Origin of the sequence: Erwinia sp. PPS120, assembly GCF_047918655.1 — a bacterium.
Classification (GTDB): Bacteria; Pseudomonadota; Gammaproteobacteria; order Enterobacterales; family Enterobacteriaceae; genus Erwinia; species Erwinia tasmaniensis_A.
In genome coordinates, this window is sequence record NZ_JBLREF010000021.1 from 123,246 (window position 1) to 138,761 (window position 15,516).

Here is a 15,516-nt window from a genome sequence, read left to right on the forward strand (position 1 = left end):
TATTGTTGTGCTGCAAGTCAGGCACCGCCAATGGCATGGCGGGCAACATAGTGTCCGGCGCTCACTTCTACCAGCTGAGCCACTTCCGGCTCGTCTCCCAGAGCGCGTACCGCACTGGGGATTTCATCCACCAGCAGTGCTCTTTCGCGTCGACGATGGCGGGGATCGGCCACCGGTACGGCAGACATCAGCTTACGGGTATAGGGATGCTGAGGATTTTCGAATACCGACTGGCGCGGCCCAATCTCCACAATCTGCCCGAGGTACATCACCGCGACGCGGTGGCTGATGCGCTCGACAATCGCCATATCATGCGAGATAAACAGGAAGGCTATGCCAAATTCCCGCTGCAGGTCGAGCATCAGATTCACGATTTGCGCCTGGATGGAGACGTCCAGCGCGGATACCGATTCGTCAGCAATCACCACTTTGGGGTTGAGCGCCAGCGCACGGGCAATACAGATACGCTGCCGCTGACCGCCGGAAAACTCGTGCGGATAGCGCCGCGCATGTTCAGGCAGCAGCCCAACGCGCTGCAGCAGCCAGGCCACGCGATCTTCTGCCGCCTGGCCTTTAGCCATACCGTGAACCAGCAGCGGTTCCATAATCGAAAAGCCGACGGTCAGGCGGGGATCGAGCGAAGCATAGGGATCCTGAAAAATAAACTGGATGTCGCGCCGCAGATGCGAAAGCGCCGGCCCGGTCAGCCGATCAATCCGCTGGCCGTTGAAGGTGACAGACCCGCCCTGGCTTTCCACCAGCCGCAGCAGCGACCGCCCGGTGGTGGATTTGCCACAGCCCGATTCGCCCACCAGCGCCAGCGTCTCGCCCGCATGCAGATCAAAACTGACCTTTTCTACGGCGTGGACCCGGCGAGTGACACGGTTAAACAGGCCACTGCGAATATCAAAACGGGTTACCAGATCCCTGACCTGCAGAACCGGATCTCCCTCATTAACCACGGTGTTCTGCGGCACCGTCGGGGTCACGTCCTCCCCGCTGCCCGTCAGGGGGAAATGCAGCGGGAAAGCAGTGCCGGTCATGGCGCCAAGTTTGGGGACGGCGGCCAGCAGCGCGCGGGTATAGGGCTGCTGAGGGCGCTCAAAAATATTCTCAACCGTGCCGGTTTCCACCACGTCGCCGCGGTACATCACCTGCACGCGATCGGCCATTTCCGCCACCACGCCCATATCGTGAGTGATAAAAATCACCCCCATCTGCATCTCTTTTTGCAGTACGCGGATTAGCTGGAGGATCTGCGCCTGGATGGTGACATCCAGCGCGGTAGTCGGCTCGTCGGCAATCAGCAGCGCCGGACGGCACGAGAGCGCCATCGCAATCATCACGCGCTGGCGCATACCGCCCGAAAGCTGATGGGGAAAGCGGGAGAGCACGTTTTTCGCATCGGGAATACGCACCAGGTCGAGCATGCGCTCCGCTTCTTTCAGCGCCTCGCGGTGGCTTTTCCCCTGGTGAAGACGCAGGGATTCGGCGATCTGCTCACCGACGGGGAACACCGGGTTCAGCGAGGTCATCGGCTCCTGAAAGATCATCGCCATGTCCGCCCCGCGAATGCGACGTAGCTGGGACTGGGGGGCGGACGACAGTTCAACCAGCTGATCATTGCGGCGGCGCAGCCATATCTCGCCGCTGTCGATACGCCCGCCGCCCTGCTCTATCAGCCGCATCAGCGCCAGCGAGGTAACGGACTTTCCTGAACCGGACTCGCCGACAATCGCCAGCGTCTCACCGCGCTGGACGTCCAGCGAAAGGCTTTTGACCGCCCTCGTCACGTCCCCTTCCTGGCGGAAGCTGACGCCCAAATCCCTGACGGACAGGACCTGATTCGCGGGAATCGCTGCTTTATTCGTCATCCTCCTGCTCCTTACTGTTTTCCGCGCCCGGCTCTTCCCGATAGATGCCGGTGACGGGCGCCTTGCCGACATAACCGTAACCGCGATACATACCCTCGCAGTTAAACGGCAGGGCGACGTTACCTGCGCGGTCAATCGCAATCGCGCCGCCGCTGCCGCCAAGTTCGGGAACCTTATGCAGAATAACCCGATCGCTGGCCTCCGCCAGCGTCAGCCCGCCATACTCCATTTGCGCGGCAATATCATAGGCGGCCAGCAGCCGCATAAAGACCTCACCGGTGCCGGTGCAGGAAACGGCAACGGTGGCGTTACTGGCATAACAGCCCGCCCCGACAATCGGCGAATCGCCCACGCGACCCGCCTGTTTATTGGTCATCCCCCCGGTTGAGGTGGCGGCGGCCAGGTTCCCTGCCAGGTCGAGCGCAACCGCCCCCACGGTGCCGAATTTGCTGTCCGCATCGAGCGGCGCGCCCGCGCCTACGGTTCCAGCATCTCCCGCCACGTCTTCAGCGCCTGAAGCCGGGTCTTCTCCTTCTCCCGCCCAATCTTTATCGCTTCCCGCCAGGTCTGCGTCGTCGCGCAGCCGGGCAGCTTTTTCACCTGCGTCAGACTCGCGGTGCGCCGCTGCGGCACCGCCATGATCGAGCAGCAGCTGATTCGCATCACGTGCGCGCTCAAGCTGTTCCCAGCGCGCTGCGGTGGAGAAAAAGTCCGGTGCAACCTGTTCCAGACCCTGCCCGGCGGCGAACGCTTCCGCCCCTTCGCCCGTCAGCAGAACGTGCGGGCTGTTTTCAAGCACCGCCCGTGCGGCGAGGATCGGATTACGAATCTGGCTGATACCTGCGACGGCACCGGCTGCCAGCGTGCGACCATCCATAACAGAGGCATCCAGCTCGTGCGTTCCCTTGTGGGTGAAGACCGCCCCTTTGCCCGCGTTGAAGAGTGGGCACTCTTCCAGCAGGCGTACCGCTTCGGTCACCGCATCCAGTGCGCTTCCCCCTGCGGCGAGCACTGCCTGACCGTGGGCAACGATATCTGCCAGCGCCTGAGTATAGTGGCGTTCCTGCTCTGCGCGCATACTGGCGCGGGCAATCGCCCCTGCTCCGCCGTGGATGGCGATAACTGCTCTGACCATAACCGGTACCCTGAGTGCCAAATCAGCATGGAAAACACTGAGTTAGAATGATTTTATTTAATATAAGGACGTTTTTGACTATAGGCAGGCAATAAAGTGATGTAAAGGGGAATGTTTAGCACCGGGTCATAACGAAAAGTTCTATCTCATAACTGCCGGTGCGCTTACTGCTGCCGGACTGCGGATATCCTTTCCGCCGTTTACGTGACCCTGGCGTGGATTCGCGCCATAATATTGCCTTCTGCTTTTATTGCCGTCCCTGCTGGGGCATGCCGGAGACACTATGGAATCCTTTACTGCGGGACTGATCTCCCTTGACGATGCGCTGGCGACCATGCTGGCACAAATTACCCCGGTCAGCGAAAGTGAAACGCTGCCTCTGGTTGAGGCCGCTGGCCGCATTACCGCCGCTGACGTGGTCTCACCGGTAAACGTGCCCCCCTTCGCCAACTCGGCGATGGACGGCTACGCCCTTCGCCTGGCCGATGCGCAGGCCGACACGCTGACGGTCGCCGGAAAGGCCTTCGCCGGGGTGCCGTTTAGCGGCAGCTGGCCCGCGGGCAGCTGTGTACGCATTATGACCGGCGCTCCCGTTCCTGAAGGCGCGGAAGCGGTGGTCATGCAGGAGGAGACCGAACGGCAGGGCGAAGCGATCCGCCTGACTGGCATCGTTACCGCCGGGCAAAATATCCGCCTGCCGGGAGAAGATATCCGCGAAGGTGACAGCGTACTGCGGGCGGGTACGCGGCTGGGCGCGGCTGAGCTGCCGCTGCTGGCCTCGCTGGGCGTACCGGAGGTTAAAGCGCTGCGCAGGCTTCGCGTCGCCGTTTTCTCCACCGGCGACGAGCTGCAAACCCCGGGCCAGCCGCTGGCACCGGGCCAGATCTACGATACCAACCGCCTGGCGGTGAAGCTGATGCTCGCTAAGCTCGGCTGCGAGGTTATCGATCTGGGCATTATCCGCGACGATCCGGATGCGCTTCGCGCGGCCTTTGATCAGGCCGACAGCATTGCCGACGTCACCCTGAGCAGCGGTGGCGTGTCCGTTGGCGAGGCCGATTACACTAAACGCATGCTGGAAACGCTCGGCGAAGTCACTTTCTGGAAGCTGGCGATTAAGCCTGGCAAGCCCTTTGCATTTGGCCGACTCAAAAACAGCTGGTTCTGCGGGCTGCCGGGCAACCCGGTATCTGCCGTGCTGACCTTTTATCAGCTGGTCCAGCCGCTGCTGGCGAAGCTGAGCGGCCAGCAGACCGCTGCCCTGCCACCGCGCCAGCGGGTGAAGCTGGTAGGGAACCTGAAAAAAACGCCGGGCAGGCTGGATTTCCAGCGCGGTATTCTTAGCCGCAACGATCGCGGCGAGGCTGAAGTGCGCAGTACTGGCCCGCAGGGTTCGCACGTGTTTAGCTCATTCAGTATGGCCAACTGCTTTATCGTACTGGAGCGCGAGCGCGGCAGCGTACAGGATGGCGAATGGGTTGAGATTGAACCCTTTAACGCGCTGCTGGAGGGATAGAATGCTGCCGGAACTGCAAAACGATGAGATCCTGCGCTACAACCGCCAGATTGTGCTGCGCGGATTTGACTTCGAGGGGCAGGAGCGGCTTAAAGCCGCAAAAGCGTTAGTGGTGGGACTGGGCGGCCTGGGCTGCGCGGCCGCCCCCTATCTGGCCTCTGCCGGAACCGGGCATCTGACCCTGCTGGACTTTGATACCGTCGCCGTGTCCAATTTGCAGCGACAGACGCTGCATACCGATGCGGATATTGGTCAGCCCAAGGTTGACTCCGCCCGCCAGCGTCTTAGGGACCTTAACCCCCATATCAGCCTGCGCGCCATTCATGCCCGTTTAGATGATGCAGAAATGGCCGCGCTGATTGCAGAGCATCAGGTGGTGGTCGACTGCACCGACAACGTAGGGACGCGCGAGCAGCTCAACCGGCTGTGCTATGCCAGCAAGGTTCCCCTGGTGTCCGGTGCGGCAATCAGAATGGAGGGACAGCTCAGCGTTTTCAGCTGGCAGGAGAGTGAGCCCTGCTACCGCTGTATCAGCAGGCTGTTCGGAGCACAAACCCTGAGCTGCGTGGAGGCTGGCGTTATGGCACCGCTGGTTGGCGTTATTGGATCCCTGCAGGCGATGGAGGCGATTCGCATTATGGCCGATTATGGCGCACGTCCGGCGGCCAGGCTGCTAATGTATGACGCGATGACGCTCCAGTTCCGCAGCATGAAAGTGGCAAAGGACCCGGCCTGCGAAGTCTGTGGTCATCATACATAACAAAGTCTGTGGCCCAGATCAGCAGCTATTTTGTTATCACTACTGCAATTTTCAGCTAATTCAGGCTGGAACAGAACTTTTCCTCTCACTGGCACTATATTTAAGCGGGAACACCCTGAGGAACTGGAGAGTTTTATTAATGTTTTCGCCAACCCGATCGCAACCGAATGTCAGCATGAGCAGCCTGCGAACATTAATGATCGCCTTTCTGCTCATTGTCAGCCTGGCCGTCATCCTGGTGAACGGCTGGATGGTGATGGATACCTGGCAGCGCGGAGTACGGGAGACTGAAAATGACGCACGCAACCTTTCTCAGTCCGTCTCAAAACAGTCGGAAGACTCCTTTCTGCAGGTAGAGCTGACGCTGGAGGATCTGCGCGACCGCATCACCCTGATGGGATTGGATCCTGAGCGGCAAAGGAATATTGCCAACCTGCTTCGTGAGCGTAAAGATTCGCTGCCTCAGCTGCATGGCCTGTTTATTTACGATACAACAGGCACCTGGCTGGTGACCTCCGAGGGGATTTTGCAGCAGCACAGTAATAACAGCGATCGGGAATACTTTCGTTTTCATCAGCGAAATACCGATCCCGGAATGCATATTGGTCAGGTTATTCGCAGCCGCTCCACGGGCGACCTGGTTATCCCCCTTTCCATGCGCTTAAGTAATCAGGACGGTTCATTTCGCGGCGTGCTGCTGGCAACGCTGCGTATTGACTATTTTCGGCAGATATTTAGCTATTACAATATTGGCGACCAGGGACTGATGGCGCTGATGCTTAATAGCGGCACCGTGCTGTATGCGCGTCCTTTCCCGGACAATACCATCAATCTCAATATTTCCAACAGTCCGCTGTTTAACCGACTGCTGAAAAGCGCTTCCAGCGGTACCGCCACCTATAAGGCTGCGCTGGATGGCGTAGAGCGTATTTTTGGCTATGCCACGCTGAAGCGGTACCCTTTGGTGGTGACCGTCGCCTACGGCAGTGCCCAGCTGCGGCAGGCCCTGATGACCAATCTGATCCTGTATCTTGTGCTCTGCGTGATGCTGCTATTGGTGATTGTCGCGATGGGCTACCTTCTGCTGCGCAATCTGAGCAAGCATATTCAGGATCAAATAGAGCTGGCGCAGGTTCGCGATCAGCTCACCGCAATGAATCAGACGCTTCAAACGCTGGCGCTGGTCGATAGCCTGACCGGGCTTGCCAACCGGCGACGGTTCGATCTGTGGCTGGATCGCGCGCTGCTGCGGGCCAATAAGCTGATGACGCCGGTTGCGCTGCTGATGATTGACGTCGATTTTTTCAAGCGTTTCAATGATACCTATGGGCATCTGGCCGGAGACGAGTGTCTGAAGCAGGTCGGCAGCGCCCTGTTGCCGCTGGTGCGCGGTCCTGAAGATCTCGTGACGCGCTACGGCGGTGAAGAATTTGCGGTCATTCTGCCCGGTAGCGGGCGTGAGGAGGCGCTGCGCTATGCCCATAATGCCGTTGACGCTGTTGCAGCGCTGGCGATTCCGCATTCCAGCACCGATATAGAGAGCAAGAGGGTTACCGTGAGCGTTGGGGTGCAGGTTATCCGGGGTGGCAACGGTGATGCCACGCGTCAGACGCTAATTGGTCTGGCGGATAAAGCACTTTACAAGGCGAAGGCGTCGGGGAAAAACCAGGTCGGTGAGGCGTCATCGTAAATTATGTAGCGACAGTCCCGATGCGGCATTGACTCAGTGCCGTCGTGCACGGGTGGGGCCCGGCTGCTCCTTTTTGCATTGCGCTGGCTGCAATTATGGGCGGTGTCGGAGATTCCTGGAAACTCTTCGCCAGACAGGAATGCATACAGGAAGTCTGTAATGACCTGAATAGCGGCACCACAGATATTATAGCCCGGCGTCAGGCTCACCCATTCCATGAGCCTGACGCCGGGCTTATTAAATCAGACGATACCCTGACTACGCAGATAATCTTCGTAATTGCCGGTAAAATCGTTGATCCTGCCAGGAACCATCTCAATCACCCGAGTTGCCAGCGAACTGACAAACTCACGGTCGTGAGAAACGAAAATCAACGTACCTTCGTACATCTCCAGCGCCATATTCAGCGCCTCGATGGACTCCATATCCAGGTGGTTGGTTGGCTCATCCATAATCAGTACGTTCGGCTTTTCCATCATCAGCTTACCGAAAAGCATACGCCCCTTCTCTCCCCCGGAAAGGACCTTCGCGGGCTTACGGATGTCATCCTGACTGAACAGCAGGCGCCCGAGAATACCGCGCACGGCCTGCTCATCATCGCTCTCCTGCTTCCACTGGCTCATCCAGTCGAAAACCGTCAGATCGTCAGCAAAATCATGGGCGTGATCCTGAGCGTAATAGCCGATACGCGCGTTTTCAGACCACTTCACAGAACCCGTATCAGGCTGCAACTCACCCACCAGCGTTTTCAGCAGGGTCGTCTTACCGATACCGTTAGGACCAATAATCGCCAGTTTCTCGCCCACTTCCAGCAGCAGATTCACATTCTTAAACAGCGGCCCCTGGTCGAAACCTTTGCTCACCGCCTCCAGTTCCAGCGCGTTGCGGAACAGCTTTTTATCCTGATCAAAACGGATAAACGGGTTCTGACGGCTTGAGGCCTTAACTTCTTCCAGCTTAATCTTATCAATCTGCTTAGCGCGCGAGGTGGCCTGGCGAGACTTTGAGGCATTGGCGCTGAAGCGGCTAACAAAAGACTGCAATTCGTTAATCTGCGCTTTTTTCTTAGCGTTATCAGACAGCAGACGCTCGCGGGACTGGGTTGCGGCGGTCATATACTCGTCGTAGTTACCGGGATAAACGCGCAGCTCGCCGTAATCCAGATCGGCCATATGCGTGCAGACCATATTCAGGAAGTGACGGTCATGCGAAATGATGATCATGGTGCTGTTACGATCGTTCAGCACCTGCTCCAGCCAGCGAATGGTATCGATGTCCAGGTTGTTGGTCGGTTCGTCGAGCAGCAGGATATCCGGATTAGAAAACAGCGCCTGCGCCAGCAGCACGCGCAGCTTCCAGCCGGGTGCAACCTCGCTCATCGGGCCATAATGCTGCTCAAGCGGAATACCCACGCCAAGCAGCAGTTCACCGGCGCGCGCTTCAGCGGTATAACCGTCCATTTCACCGTACTTCGATTCAAGATCGGCCACTTTATAGCCGTCTTCTTCGCTCATTTCCGGCAGGGCGTAAATGCGGTCACGCTCTTCTTTGACTTCCCACAGCTCACCGTGGCCCATGATCACCGTATCAAGTACCGTGTACTGCTCAAAGGCGAACTGATCCTGGCGTAGCTTACCGATACGCTCATTCGGATCGAGGGAGACATTACCGCCTGACGGAACCAGATCGCCGCCAAGGATTTTCATAAAGGTGGACTTGCCGCTACCGTTAGCGCCGATCAGTCCGTAGCGGTTGCCGCCGCCAAATTTGACAGAGATGTTTTCGAACAGCGGCTTACTGCCAAACTGCATGGTGACGTTACTGGAAACTAGCACAGGATTGCCTTTCGTTTGCGATGTGGGGGTGTGATTCAGCGCGCATTATGCCAAAAAAAAGGGGCGGCGAATACTCCACCGCCCCCCCATGCGTTGTTTACTGACCGTTAGTGGCTTTTTATCTCGCGTTTGGGCGCGGGCATCGGACGCGTTTCAACGTCATTGCTGAGCCAGTCATGCAGGTAGTGTTCAATCTGTTCCAGGCTGCGATTGCGGGTTTCCGGTATGCATTTCACCACAAATACCGCCCCCATCAGGCCGATTAGGGCGAAGATAAAGAATGCGCCCGCCAGGCCTACCGTCGACAGAAGCACCGGGAACGCCAGAGAGATCAGGAAGTTAGCAATCCACATGGCGAAGACCGCACCGCCCATAAAGATCCCGCGCAGGCGGGTCGGAAAGATCTCCGACAGCAGCAGCCAGGTGACCGGCGACAGCGCACCCTGCTGGAAGCTCAAAAACATCAGCATACCCAACAGCACCAGATATCCGCGCATCACGTCAGGCTGACCACCGATCGTTTCAGGCATAAAATAACTGACGCAGCCGATAAACAGCAGACAGGCGGTACAGCCAAACTGGCCAATTTTCACCATAGTGCGGCGGCCCAGCTTGCCCAGCAGCCAGATGCCGACAAAGGTCATAATCACCGAGATTGCCCCGTTGCTGATGGTGGCGAATAGCGCCGCGTCGGTGCTCATGCCTACGGCTTTCAGCATAGTCGGTGCGTAATACATGATGGTATTTACGCCGGAAAGCTGCTGAATCACTGCAATCCCGACCCCAATAAAAAACAGCTTCAGCAGCCAGGGCTTTCTCAGTTCGCGCAGGCTTGGCTTGCCTTTGTTTTCATCCTCGGTCAGGGTTTCTTCAATTTCGGTCAGTTCCCACTCCACGTCGCTTTTGGCGCGGGTGCGTTCAAGCACCTGGCGGGCCTCTGCCAGCCTGCCCTTCATGGCATACCAACGGGGGGAGTCAGGCATAAACATCATACCTATCCACAGCGCAACGGCAGGAATAGTGGCAATGGCCAGCATCCAGCGCCAGGTTTCATGACCGCCCCAGGCGGCGTTAAAACCGGCATTCGAGATATAGGCCAGCATCTGCCCGGACACAATCATCAGCTCCTGGAGGGTCACCAGCTGACCACGCTTGTTCGCCGGGGCAATTTCAGCAATATAGACCGGCACCGTCGCGGCTGCGCCGCCTACCGCAACGCCGAGCACCAGGCGGAAGAAAATCATCCAGTTTACATCGGGTGCAAGCGAGGTCCCCATCGCACCCATGGCAAAAATTGCTGCGAGGATAATGATGATTTTCTTACGCCCGGCGGAGGCAGCAAAATGGCCTGAGATAAGGGCGCCAAAGGCGGCACCAAACAGCAGCGAGCTGGTCACCAGACCGGTAGTAAACGGCGTCAGGTGGAGCTCGTCGCCCATAAACAACAGCGCACCCGAGATAACCCCAGTATCATAGCCAAAAAGCAGACCGCCCAGCGTAGCGATGCAGGCGACAACCTTAACAAAGGGTTCCGTTTTGGAGGTACTGTTGGGGCCTGAGGCCCGGCTGGGCGTGAGATATTGTTCTTTCGACATAATGATATCCTAACCTCGTCTTCTAGACCTGATGTAAAGGGATGTCGGAGAATGAAACGTCTTGTCCGACAATAGTCTGCTACCGCATTAATTTAGACCTTTTCTTTCATTTTAATTAACCATGAAAATTAAATTTTGCAACACAGCTCCCATCATCAGCTTGAAATTGTGATAAAAACCACAGAGAGCGGCGTACACTGTTGTCTCAATTCCCGCGCCATGCTATGGAACGGAGTCACCAAACCATGATAAATTCGGCCTGAATATTTCACTTTCATTCGCCTTAAACCCTTTCTACAGGTGGTGGTTAGAATGTTTATTCGATAAATTCGCCTTATTACCGTTTCGGGGAGTCGCGCAACTTCAGACAAAGGGAGTGAAAACGAAAGCAAGAGAGTGGAAAGTCAAAGACAGGCTTAGTGAAAACGAAAGCGGGAGAACTGAACGCCAAAGGCAGGCAAAGAGAAAGCGAAAACGGGGAAAATAAGTCCAAATACAGTGGAAGGAAGGCCAAAGACAGTCGTGATAAGCCCTTATTCGCAGGGATCGATAACAGCGTGTTATCGGACAGAATGTGAACGCATTAACAGGCGAGCAAAACATGGATCGGCAGGAGGCGGTGACAGCCTGTCGCCCGGTAGCCGGATGCATTGGTCGTGGGAAGCGCTCGCTGGATCACTCGTCCGGCGCTAACCGTCGCAAGGGAAGCACCTTCCTCATCTGGCGCGCGCCGTAGCCAGGGCCTGTTCTCGCCTGACGCGCGCCGGTTAAGAGGCGATCCTAAGGCGTTTTACTGCCGCTCCCGGCCGGGCCAAAAACCGAATAATTTGGCAGCTGAACGTTTTGATACAGCTCCCAGCCCCCGCCAAGAGCTTTATAAAGCGCAACCAGATCCAGGCTGGTCTGCACCCTGGCCGATGCGGCCTGCTGCTTCGCCTGAGCCAGCTGACGCTGGGCATCCAGCGCATCAATAAAGGTTGAGAGCCCCTGACGATAGCTGTCATTAGCCAGATTAAAAGCGTTCTGAAGCGCATCCACCGTCTGATCAAGCCCCTCCACCTGCTGCTGATCGGTGCGGTAGCTGACCAGCGCGTTTTCCACATCCTGCAGCGCAGTCAGCACCGTTTGTCGGTAGCCCAGTGCAGCATTTGCCTGTTCGGCGCGGGCCAGCTTAACGCTGGAAACCAGCCTGCCCCCCTGAAAAATGGGAATCGACAGCGACGGACCAAAGCTGTAGAAATTACTGCTCCAGTTATCCAGATAGCTGGCATCGGTATTGCGCATGCCAAACTGCCCCGTCAGTGAGAGATCGGGGAACAGCTGCGCGACGGATACGCCAATATTGGCGGTGGCGGCGTGGAGCTGCGCCTCCGCCTCACGGACGTCAGGCCGTCGGCGGGCCAGCGTGGAAGGAATACCCACCGGCACCCTCTGCGGCAACGCTGGCAGGGTTTTGGGCTGGATCAGTTCGGCATCCAGCGCGCCCGGCGGCTTACCGATTAACACTGCCAGCCCGTTCATGGCCTGACGCATCTGCGCCTGATACTGTGGCAGCTGGGCTTTAAGCGAGTTCAGCTGCGCACGTGCGTTCTCAACATCCATTTGCGGGGCCAGCCCATTACGCTGCTGACTCTGGGTCAGTTCCAGCGTCTGCTGCGCCACGTCAATCTGGCTTTGCAGCGTCTGGCTGATCGACTGTGCGCCACGCAGCTGCAAATAGGTACGGGCAACTTCAGCTTCCAGAGAAACCAGCGCATCGTTGCGATTCTCGATCGACTGCTGCTGCTGCGCCTTCGCCATCTCAACCTGACGACGCACTTTGCCCCACAGATCTATCTCCCATGAGGCGTCAAAGCTCCCCTGGTAAAGGGTGACCGGCTTGTTCAGGCCATCCAGGGCCGAACGGGCCTCCGGGTTGAGCTGATCGGCCTGGTCATACACGCCATTCGATTCCAGCTCGCCCTTAAGCCCGAGCTGCTCACGATTGAGTGAGGCATTGGCGTTTACCGAGGGGAACCAGGCTCCGCGCGCCTGATTAAGCTGCTGGCGGGAGCCAGCGATGCGCAGCACTGCCTGTTGCAGACTGATATTGCCCGCAATAGCGCGTTCGATCAGGCTGTCGAGCTGGGGATCGCGGAAGGATTTCCACCAGCGGGGATTGGTCTGCGCCGCCTGCGGGCGGGAACCGCCATCGCCCTGCATATCGTTGAACGCCGCTGGCGTCACCGGCTTTGGTGCCTGATAGTCTGGCCCGACGGAGCAGCCCGATAGCGCCAGCAGAGTAACCATTAGCGTCGCTATCCGCGAATGCCGGAATAAAGGAGAAACGTTCATGTCAGTGTGCTCCAGCACTGCCCTCGCTCTTAATCGGCGCAAGCAGAAGACAAAAAGGGATAAGGATCAGGGCGACAACACTCATGCCCAAAAAGACGTCGATATAGGCCAGAATGCGCGCCTGGGCGATCATCTCTTTATACAGCTGGCCGGTGGCTATCGTAACCGGATCGCCTATCGCCGAGGTGAAATCCTTCACCCCCTGCGCCCAGCGGGCCACCGTCAGGTTAAAGGGCTCATTTAACGCCGACATATTGTGCACCATATTCGCGCTGTGGGTCTGTTCCCGTTCGGTGATCATCGCCGTTGACAGCGAAATCCCAATCGAACCGGCCACGTTACGGCACATGGTGAACAGCGCAGAGGCATCAGCGTTAAGGCGCTGCGGGATGGTGACAAAGGCGACGGTGCTTAGCGGCACAAACAGGAAGCCAAGGCCGATAGTCTGTGCGCTACGCATCAGCACAAGGGTGGTAAAATCCACATCCGGCGTCAGCGTCGCGGAGTACAGAAACGAAACGAACAGGCAGGTAAAGCCAAAGGCAATGATCCACCTTGCCTGCACGACGGGCATCAGCTTTATCACCAGCGGGATAGTCAGGACGATCAGCAGAGCGCCAGGCGAGAGCACCAGCCCCGACCAGGTGGCGGTGTAGCCCAAATCCTGCTGTGCCAGCTGAGGGATCACTACAGAGGTGCCATAGAGGATCATCGCCATGCCCCCCATCAGCAGGCTGGCAACCGCAAAGTTGCGGTCTTTCAGACAGTGAAGATCGACCACCGGTTTTTTCGCGTACATCAGCCAGTAGACGGCCCCCACCAGCCCGATGGCGGTTAACAGGGCAAAGGTGACAATGAAGGGTGAGCTAAACCAGTCATCATCCTCCCCGCGATCGAGCATCACCTGCAGGCAGCCCAGCCCCAGCGTAATCAGTCCAATCCCGATATAATCGATGCTGAGCTTACCTTTGGCCCACTTACGCTCCCAGGGTGGATCTTCCAGCAGATGGTAAATAGCCAGCACGCTGAATATCCCGACCGGAATATTGATAAAGAATACCCAGCGCCAGCTGTAGTTATCCGTTATCCATCCGCCAAGCGTCGGACCCAGTACCGGTGCCACAATTATCGCGATTGACGACAGGCCAAACGCCTTACCGCGATCTTCTGCTTTGAAGTAGTCCAGCAGCACGGACTGCTGTACCGGCTGCAGTCCGCCACCAAAGAAGCCCTGCAATACCCTGAACAGAATGATTTGCCACAGTTCCGTGGCAATGCCGCACAGGAAAGAGCAGATGGTAAACATCACAATACAGATCAGGAAGAACTGCTTGCGGCCAAGCATACGGCTGAGGAAAGCCGAAATCGGCAGCACGATACCGTTCGCCACCAGATAAGAGGTCAGCACCCAGGTCGATTCATCGTAGCTGGAGGAGAGCGTACCGGCGACGTGAGGCAGCGCCACATTGACGATGGTGGTATCCAGGATCTCCATGAATACCGCCAGCGTCACCGTTATGGCAACCAGCCACGGGTTACTGGCGGGCTGCCAGCTCTGGCTGTCACTCATTCCACCGTCACCTTCGGTTCAACCGACAGGCCAAGCGGCAGCGGTTTATTCGCATCCAGCCCTTTATCAATGATGATTTTAACCGGGACGCGCTGGACAATTTTCACGTAGTTGCCGGTGGCATTTTCTGACGGGAAGGTCGAGAAGCGCGAGCCGGAGCCCATCTGGACGCTGTCAATATGCCCTTCGAGCTTCATATCCGGCCAGGCATCGACGGTGATATCAACCTTATCGCCCGGTTTCATGCGCTCAAGCTGAGACTCTTTGAAATTGGCGGTGACCCAGACGTCGGGTGAGACCAGCGAGAACAGGGCACTCCCTGCCTGCACCAGCGTACCTACCTGAACGTTACGTTTGGTCACAAAGCCATCGTAGGGTGCGCGGACTTCGGTGTAGGAGAGGTTCAGGTTCGCGGTATTAAGCTGCGCCTGAGCCTGTTCCACCTGCTGTTGACGCGCTTCTACGTTGGTTTCCTGCTGACGAATCTGCAGCTGGATTTGCGAGGCGACTTCAACCTGGGCCTTTGCGCTCTCCAGTTCGGCGCGCGCGCTTCTTAGCTGGGCGCTGGCCGCATCAATATTACGCTGTGAGGTGGCGCGAGGATCCACGCCGCGCTGACGTTTGTAATCTTCCTGGGCGTTAAGCATATTTGCTTCGGCTTTCGCCTGCTGCGCCAGCGCCTGGTCTTTCTGCGCCGGGTACTGTACGCGGGACAGCTCCAGTGAAGCCTGGGCCTGATGAAGCTGCGCAACCGCCAGCCCCAGCTGGGCCTGAGCCTGATCGCGCTGGGCGGTGTTATCACGGGGATCAATCACCACCAGCAGATCGCCTTTTTTCACCCGCTGGTTATCCTTCACCCGCAACTCCGTCACGTAGCCAGAGGCTTTCGGAGCGATGGTGACCGCATCCGATTCGGTAAAGGCATCGTCGGTGGTTTCAATATTGCGGTTGGTCAGCCAGAACCACAGCCCGATGATGATCATCACCACCACTACTATCCCCAGGATGATAAGCGGTTTCTTGCCCGGGCGCTTGCGCTCAGGCTCACCGTTATCCTGCTGGTTTTGGTTACCCTGCGAATGCCCGTTATCCGGTGAATTCTGGTTAGCCTGTGAGGGTTGATTTTGCTGCTGATTGTTATTGCGACGACTCAGGTCATCATCTGAGGAAGAAGTTGATTGATTAGCCATAGTTCTCATCAGTTTAC

At 57.5% G+C, this 15,516-nt stretch carries 11 protein-coding genes; 4 read left to right on the forward strand and 7 right to left on the reverse strand.

Features of this window, described 5'->3' with window-relative positions:
- Positions 1 to 17: 17 nt before the first annotated feature.
- Both gsiA and ACLRGG_RS13295 read right to left on the reverse strand, forming a co-directional pair.
- Positions 18 to 1,874 (reverse strand): glutathione ABC transporter ATP-binding protein GsiA, encoded by a 1,857-nt coding sequence (gene gsiA, locus ACLRGG_RS13290; protein ID WP_416250212.1) that lies wholly within the window; start codon positions 1,872 to 1,874, stop codon positions 18 to 20.
- Positions 1,864 to 3,009, reverse strand: a complete 1,146-nt coding sequence (locus ACLRGG_RS13295; RefSeq protein ID WP_416250213.1) for an isoaspartyl peptidase/L-asparaginase — start codon at positions 3,007 to 3,009, stop codon at positions 1,864 to 1,866. The genes gsiA and ACLRGG_RS13295 overlap by 11 nt, the downstream gene beginning before the upstream one ends.
- Before the next feature lie 283 nt (positions 3,010 to 3,292).
- Here ACLRGG_RS13295 and moeA point away from each other — a divergent pair, with 283 nt between their 5' ends.
- From moeA to ACLRGG_RS13310, 3 genes are all read left to right on the forward strand, one after another.
- A complete protein-coding gene (moeA, locus tag ACLRGG_RS13300) occupies positions 3,293 to 4,525 on the forward strand; it encodes a molybdopterin molybdotransferase MoeA (RefSeq protein ID WP_416250214.1) in 1,233 nt (410 codons plus the stop codon).
- Between the two features lies 1 nt (position 4,526).
- Positions 4,527 to 5,285 carry a molybdopterin-synthase adenylyltransferase MoeB gene (gene moeB, locus ACLRGG_RS13305; RefSeq protein ID WP_416250215.1) on the forward strand — a complete coding sequence of 253 codons (759 nt, stop codon included), beginning with the start codon at positions 4,527 to 4,529 and terminating at the stop codon, positions 5,283 to 5,285.
- A 175-nt stretch (positions 5,286 to 5,460) separates the two neighbouring features.
- Positions 5,461 to 6,975, forward strand: a complete 1,515-nt coding sequence (locus ACLRGG_RS13310) for a sensor domain-containing diguanylate cyclase (RefSeq protein WP_416250216.1) — start codon at positions 5,461 to 5,463, stop codon at positions 6,973 to 6,975.
- A 242-nt stretch (positions 6,976 to 7,217) separates the two neighbouring features.
- Here the strand turns inward: ACLRGG_RS13310 and ACLRGG_RS13315 are convergent, their stop codons facing one another.
- Complete coding sequence (locus ACLRGG_RS13315) at positions 7,218 to 8,810, reverse strand: ABC-F family ATPase (RefSeq protein ID WP_416250217.1); 1,593 nt, start codon at positions 8,808 to 8,810, stop codon at positions 7,218 to 7,220.
- Positions 8,811 to 8,917: 107 nt separating this feature from the next.
- The gene (locus ACLRGG_RS13320) at positions 8,918 to 10,405 is read right to left on the reverse strand and encodes a sugar porter family MFS transporter (RefSeq protein ID WP_416250218.1); all 1,488 of its coding nucleotides are present in this window, start codon (positions 10,403 to 10,405) and stop codon (positions 8,918 to 8,920) included.
- Positions 10,406 to 10,979: 574 nt separating this feature from the next.
- On the opposite strand from ACLRGG_RS13320, the gene ACLRGG_RS13325 reads away from it, so the two are divergent.
- The gene (locus ACLRGG_RS13325) at positions 10,980 to 11,141 is read left to right on the forward strand and encodes a hypothetical protein (RefSeq protein ID WP_416250219.1); all 162 of its coding nucleotides are present in this window, start codon (positions 10,980 to 10,982) and stop codon (positions 11,139 to 11,141) included.
- 44 nt (positions 11,142 to 11,185) lie between these two features.
- Here ACLRGG_RS13325 and ACLRGG_RS13330 read toward each other — a convergent pair whose 3' ends face one another.
- From ACLRGG_RS13330 to ACLRGG_RS13340, 3 genes are read right to left on the reverse strand one after another with little or no spacing between them, the layout of a single operon-like run.
- Complete coding sequence (locus ACLRGG_RS13330) at positions 11,186 to 12,739, reverse strand: efflux transporter outer membrane subunit (protein WP_416250220.1); 1,554 nt, start codon at positions 12,737 to 12,739, stop codon at positions 11,186 to 11,188.
- Position 12,740: 1 nt separating this feature from the next.
- Positions 12,741 to 14,309 carry a DHA2 family efflux MFS transporter permease subunit gene (locus tag ACLRGG_RS13335; protein WP_416250221.1) on the reverse strand — a complete coding sequence of 523 codons (1,569 nt, stop codon included), beginning with the start codon at positions 14,307 to 14,309 and terminating at the stop codon, positions 12,741 to 12,743.
- A complete protein-coding gene (locus ACLRGG_RS13340; RefSeq protein ID WP_416250222.1) occupies positions 14,306 to 15,508 on the reverse strand; it encodes an HlyD family secretion protein in 1,203 nt (400 codons plus the stop codon). Before ACLRGG_RS13340 ends, ACLRGG_RS13335 begins: the two co-directional genes overlap by 4 nt.
- Positions 15,509 to 15,516: the final 8 nt, after the last annotated feature.

Excerpts from the sequence above, each read along its gene's own strand:
- gsiA (WP_416250212.1), bottom strand. The coding sequence starts at position 1,874 with ATGACGAATAAAGCAGCGATTCCCGCGAATCAGGTCCTGTCCGTCAGG.
- ACLRGG_RS13295 (WP_416250213.1), bottom strand. The coding sequence starts at position 3,009 with ATGGTCAGAGCAGTTATCGCCATCCACGGCGGAGCAGGGGCGATTGCC.
- moeA (WP_416250214.1), top strand. The coding sequence starts at position 3,293 with ATGGAATCCTTTACTGCGGGACTGATCTCCCTTGACGATGCGCTGGCG.
- moeB (WP_416250215.1), top strand. The coding sequence starts at position 4,527 with ATGCTGCCGGAACTGCAAAACGATGAGATCCTGCGCTACAACCGCCAG.
- ACLRGG_RS13310 (WP_416250216.1), top strand. The coding sequence starts at position 5,461 with ATGAGCAGCCTGCGAACATTAATGATCGCCTTTCTGCTCATTGTCAGC.
- ACLRGG_RS13320 (WP_416250218.1), bottom strand. The coding sequence starts at position 10,405 with ATGTCGAAAGAACAATATCTCACGCCCAGCCGGGCCTCAGGCCCCAAC.
- ACLRGG_RS13330 (WP_416250220.1), bottom strand. The coding sequence starts at position 12,739 with ATGAACGTTTCTCCTTTATTCCGGCATTCGCGGATAGCGACGCTAATG.
- ACLRGG_RS13335 (WP_416250221.1), bottom strand. The coding sequence starts at position 14,309 with ATGAGTGACAGCCAGAGCTGGCAGCCCGCCAGTAACCCGTGGCTGGTT.
- ACLRGG_RS13340 (WP_416250222.1), bottom strand. The coding sequence starts at position 15,508 with ATGAGAACTATGGCTAATCAATCAACTTCTTCCTCAGATGATGACCTG.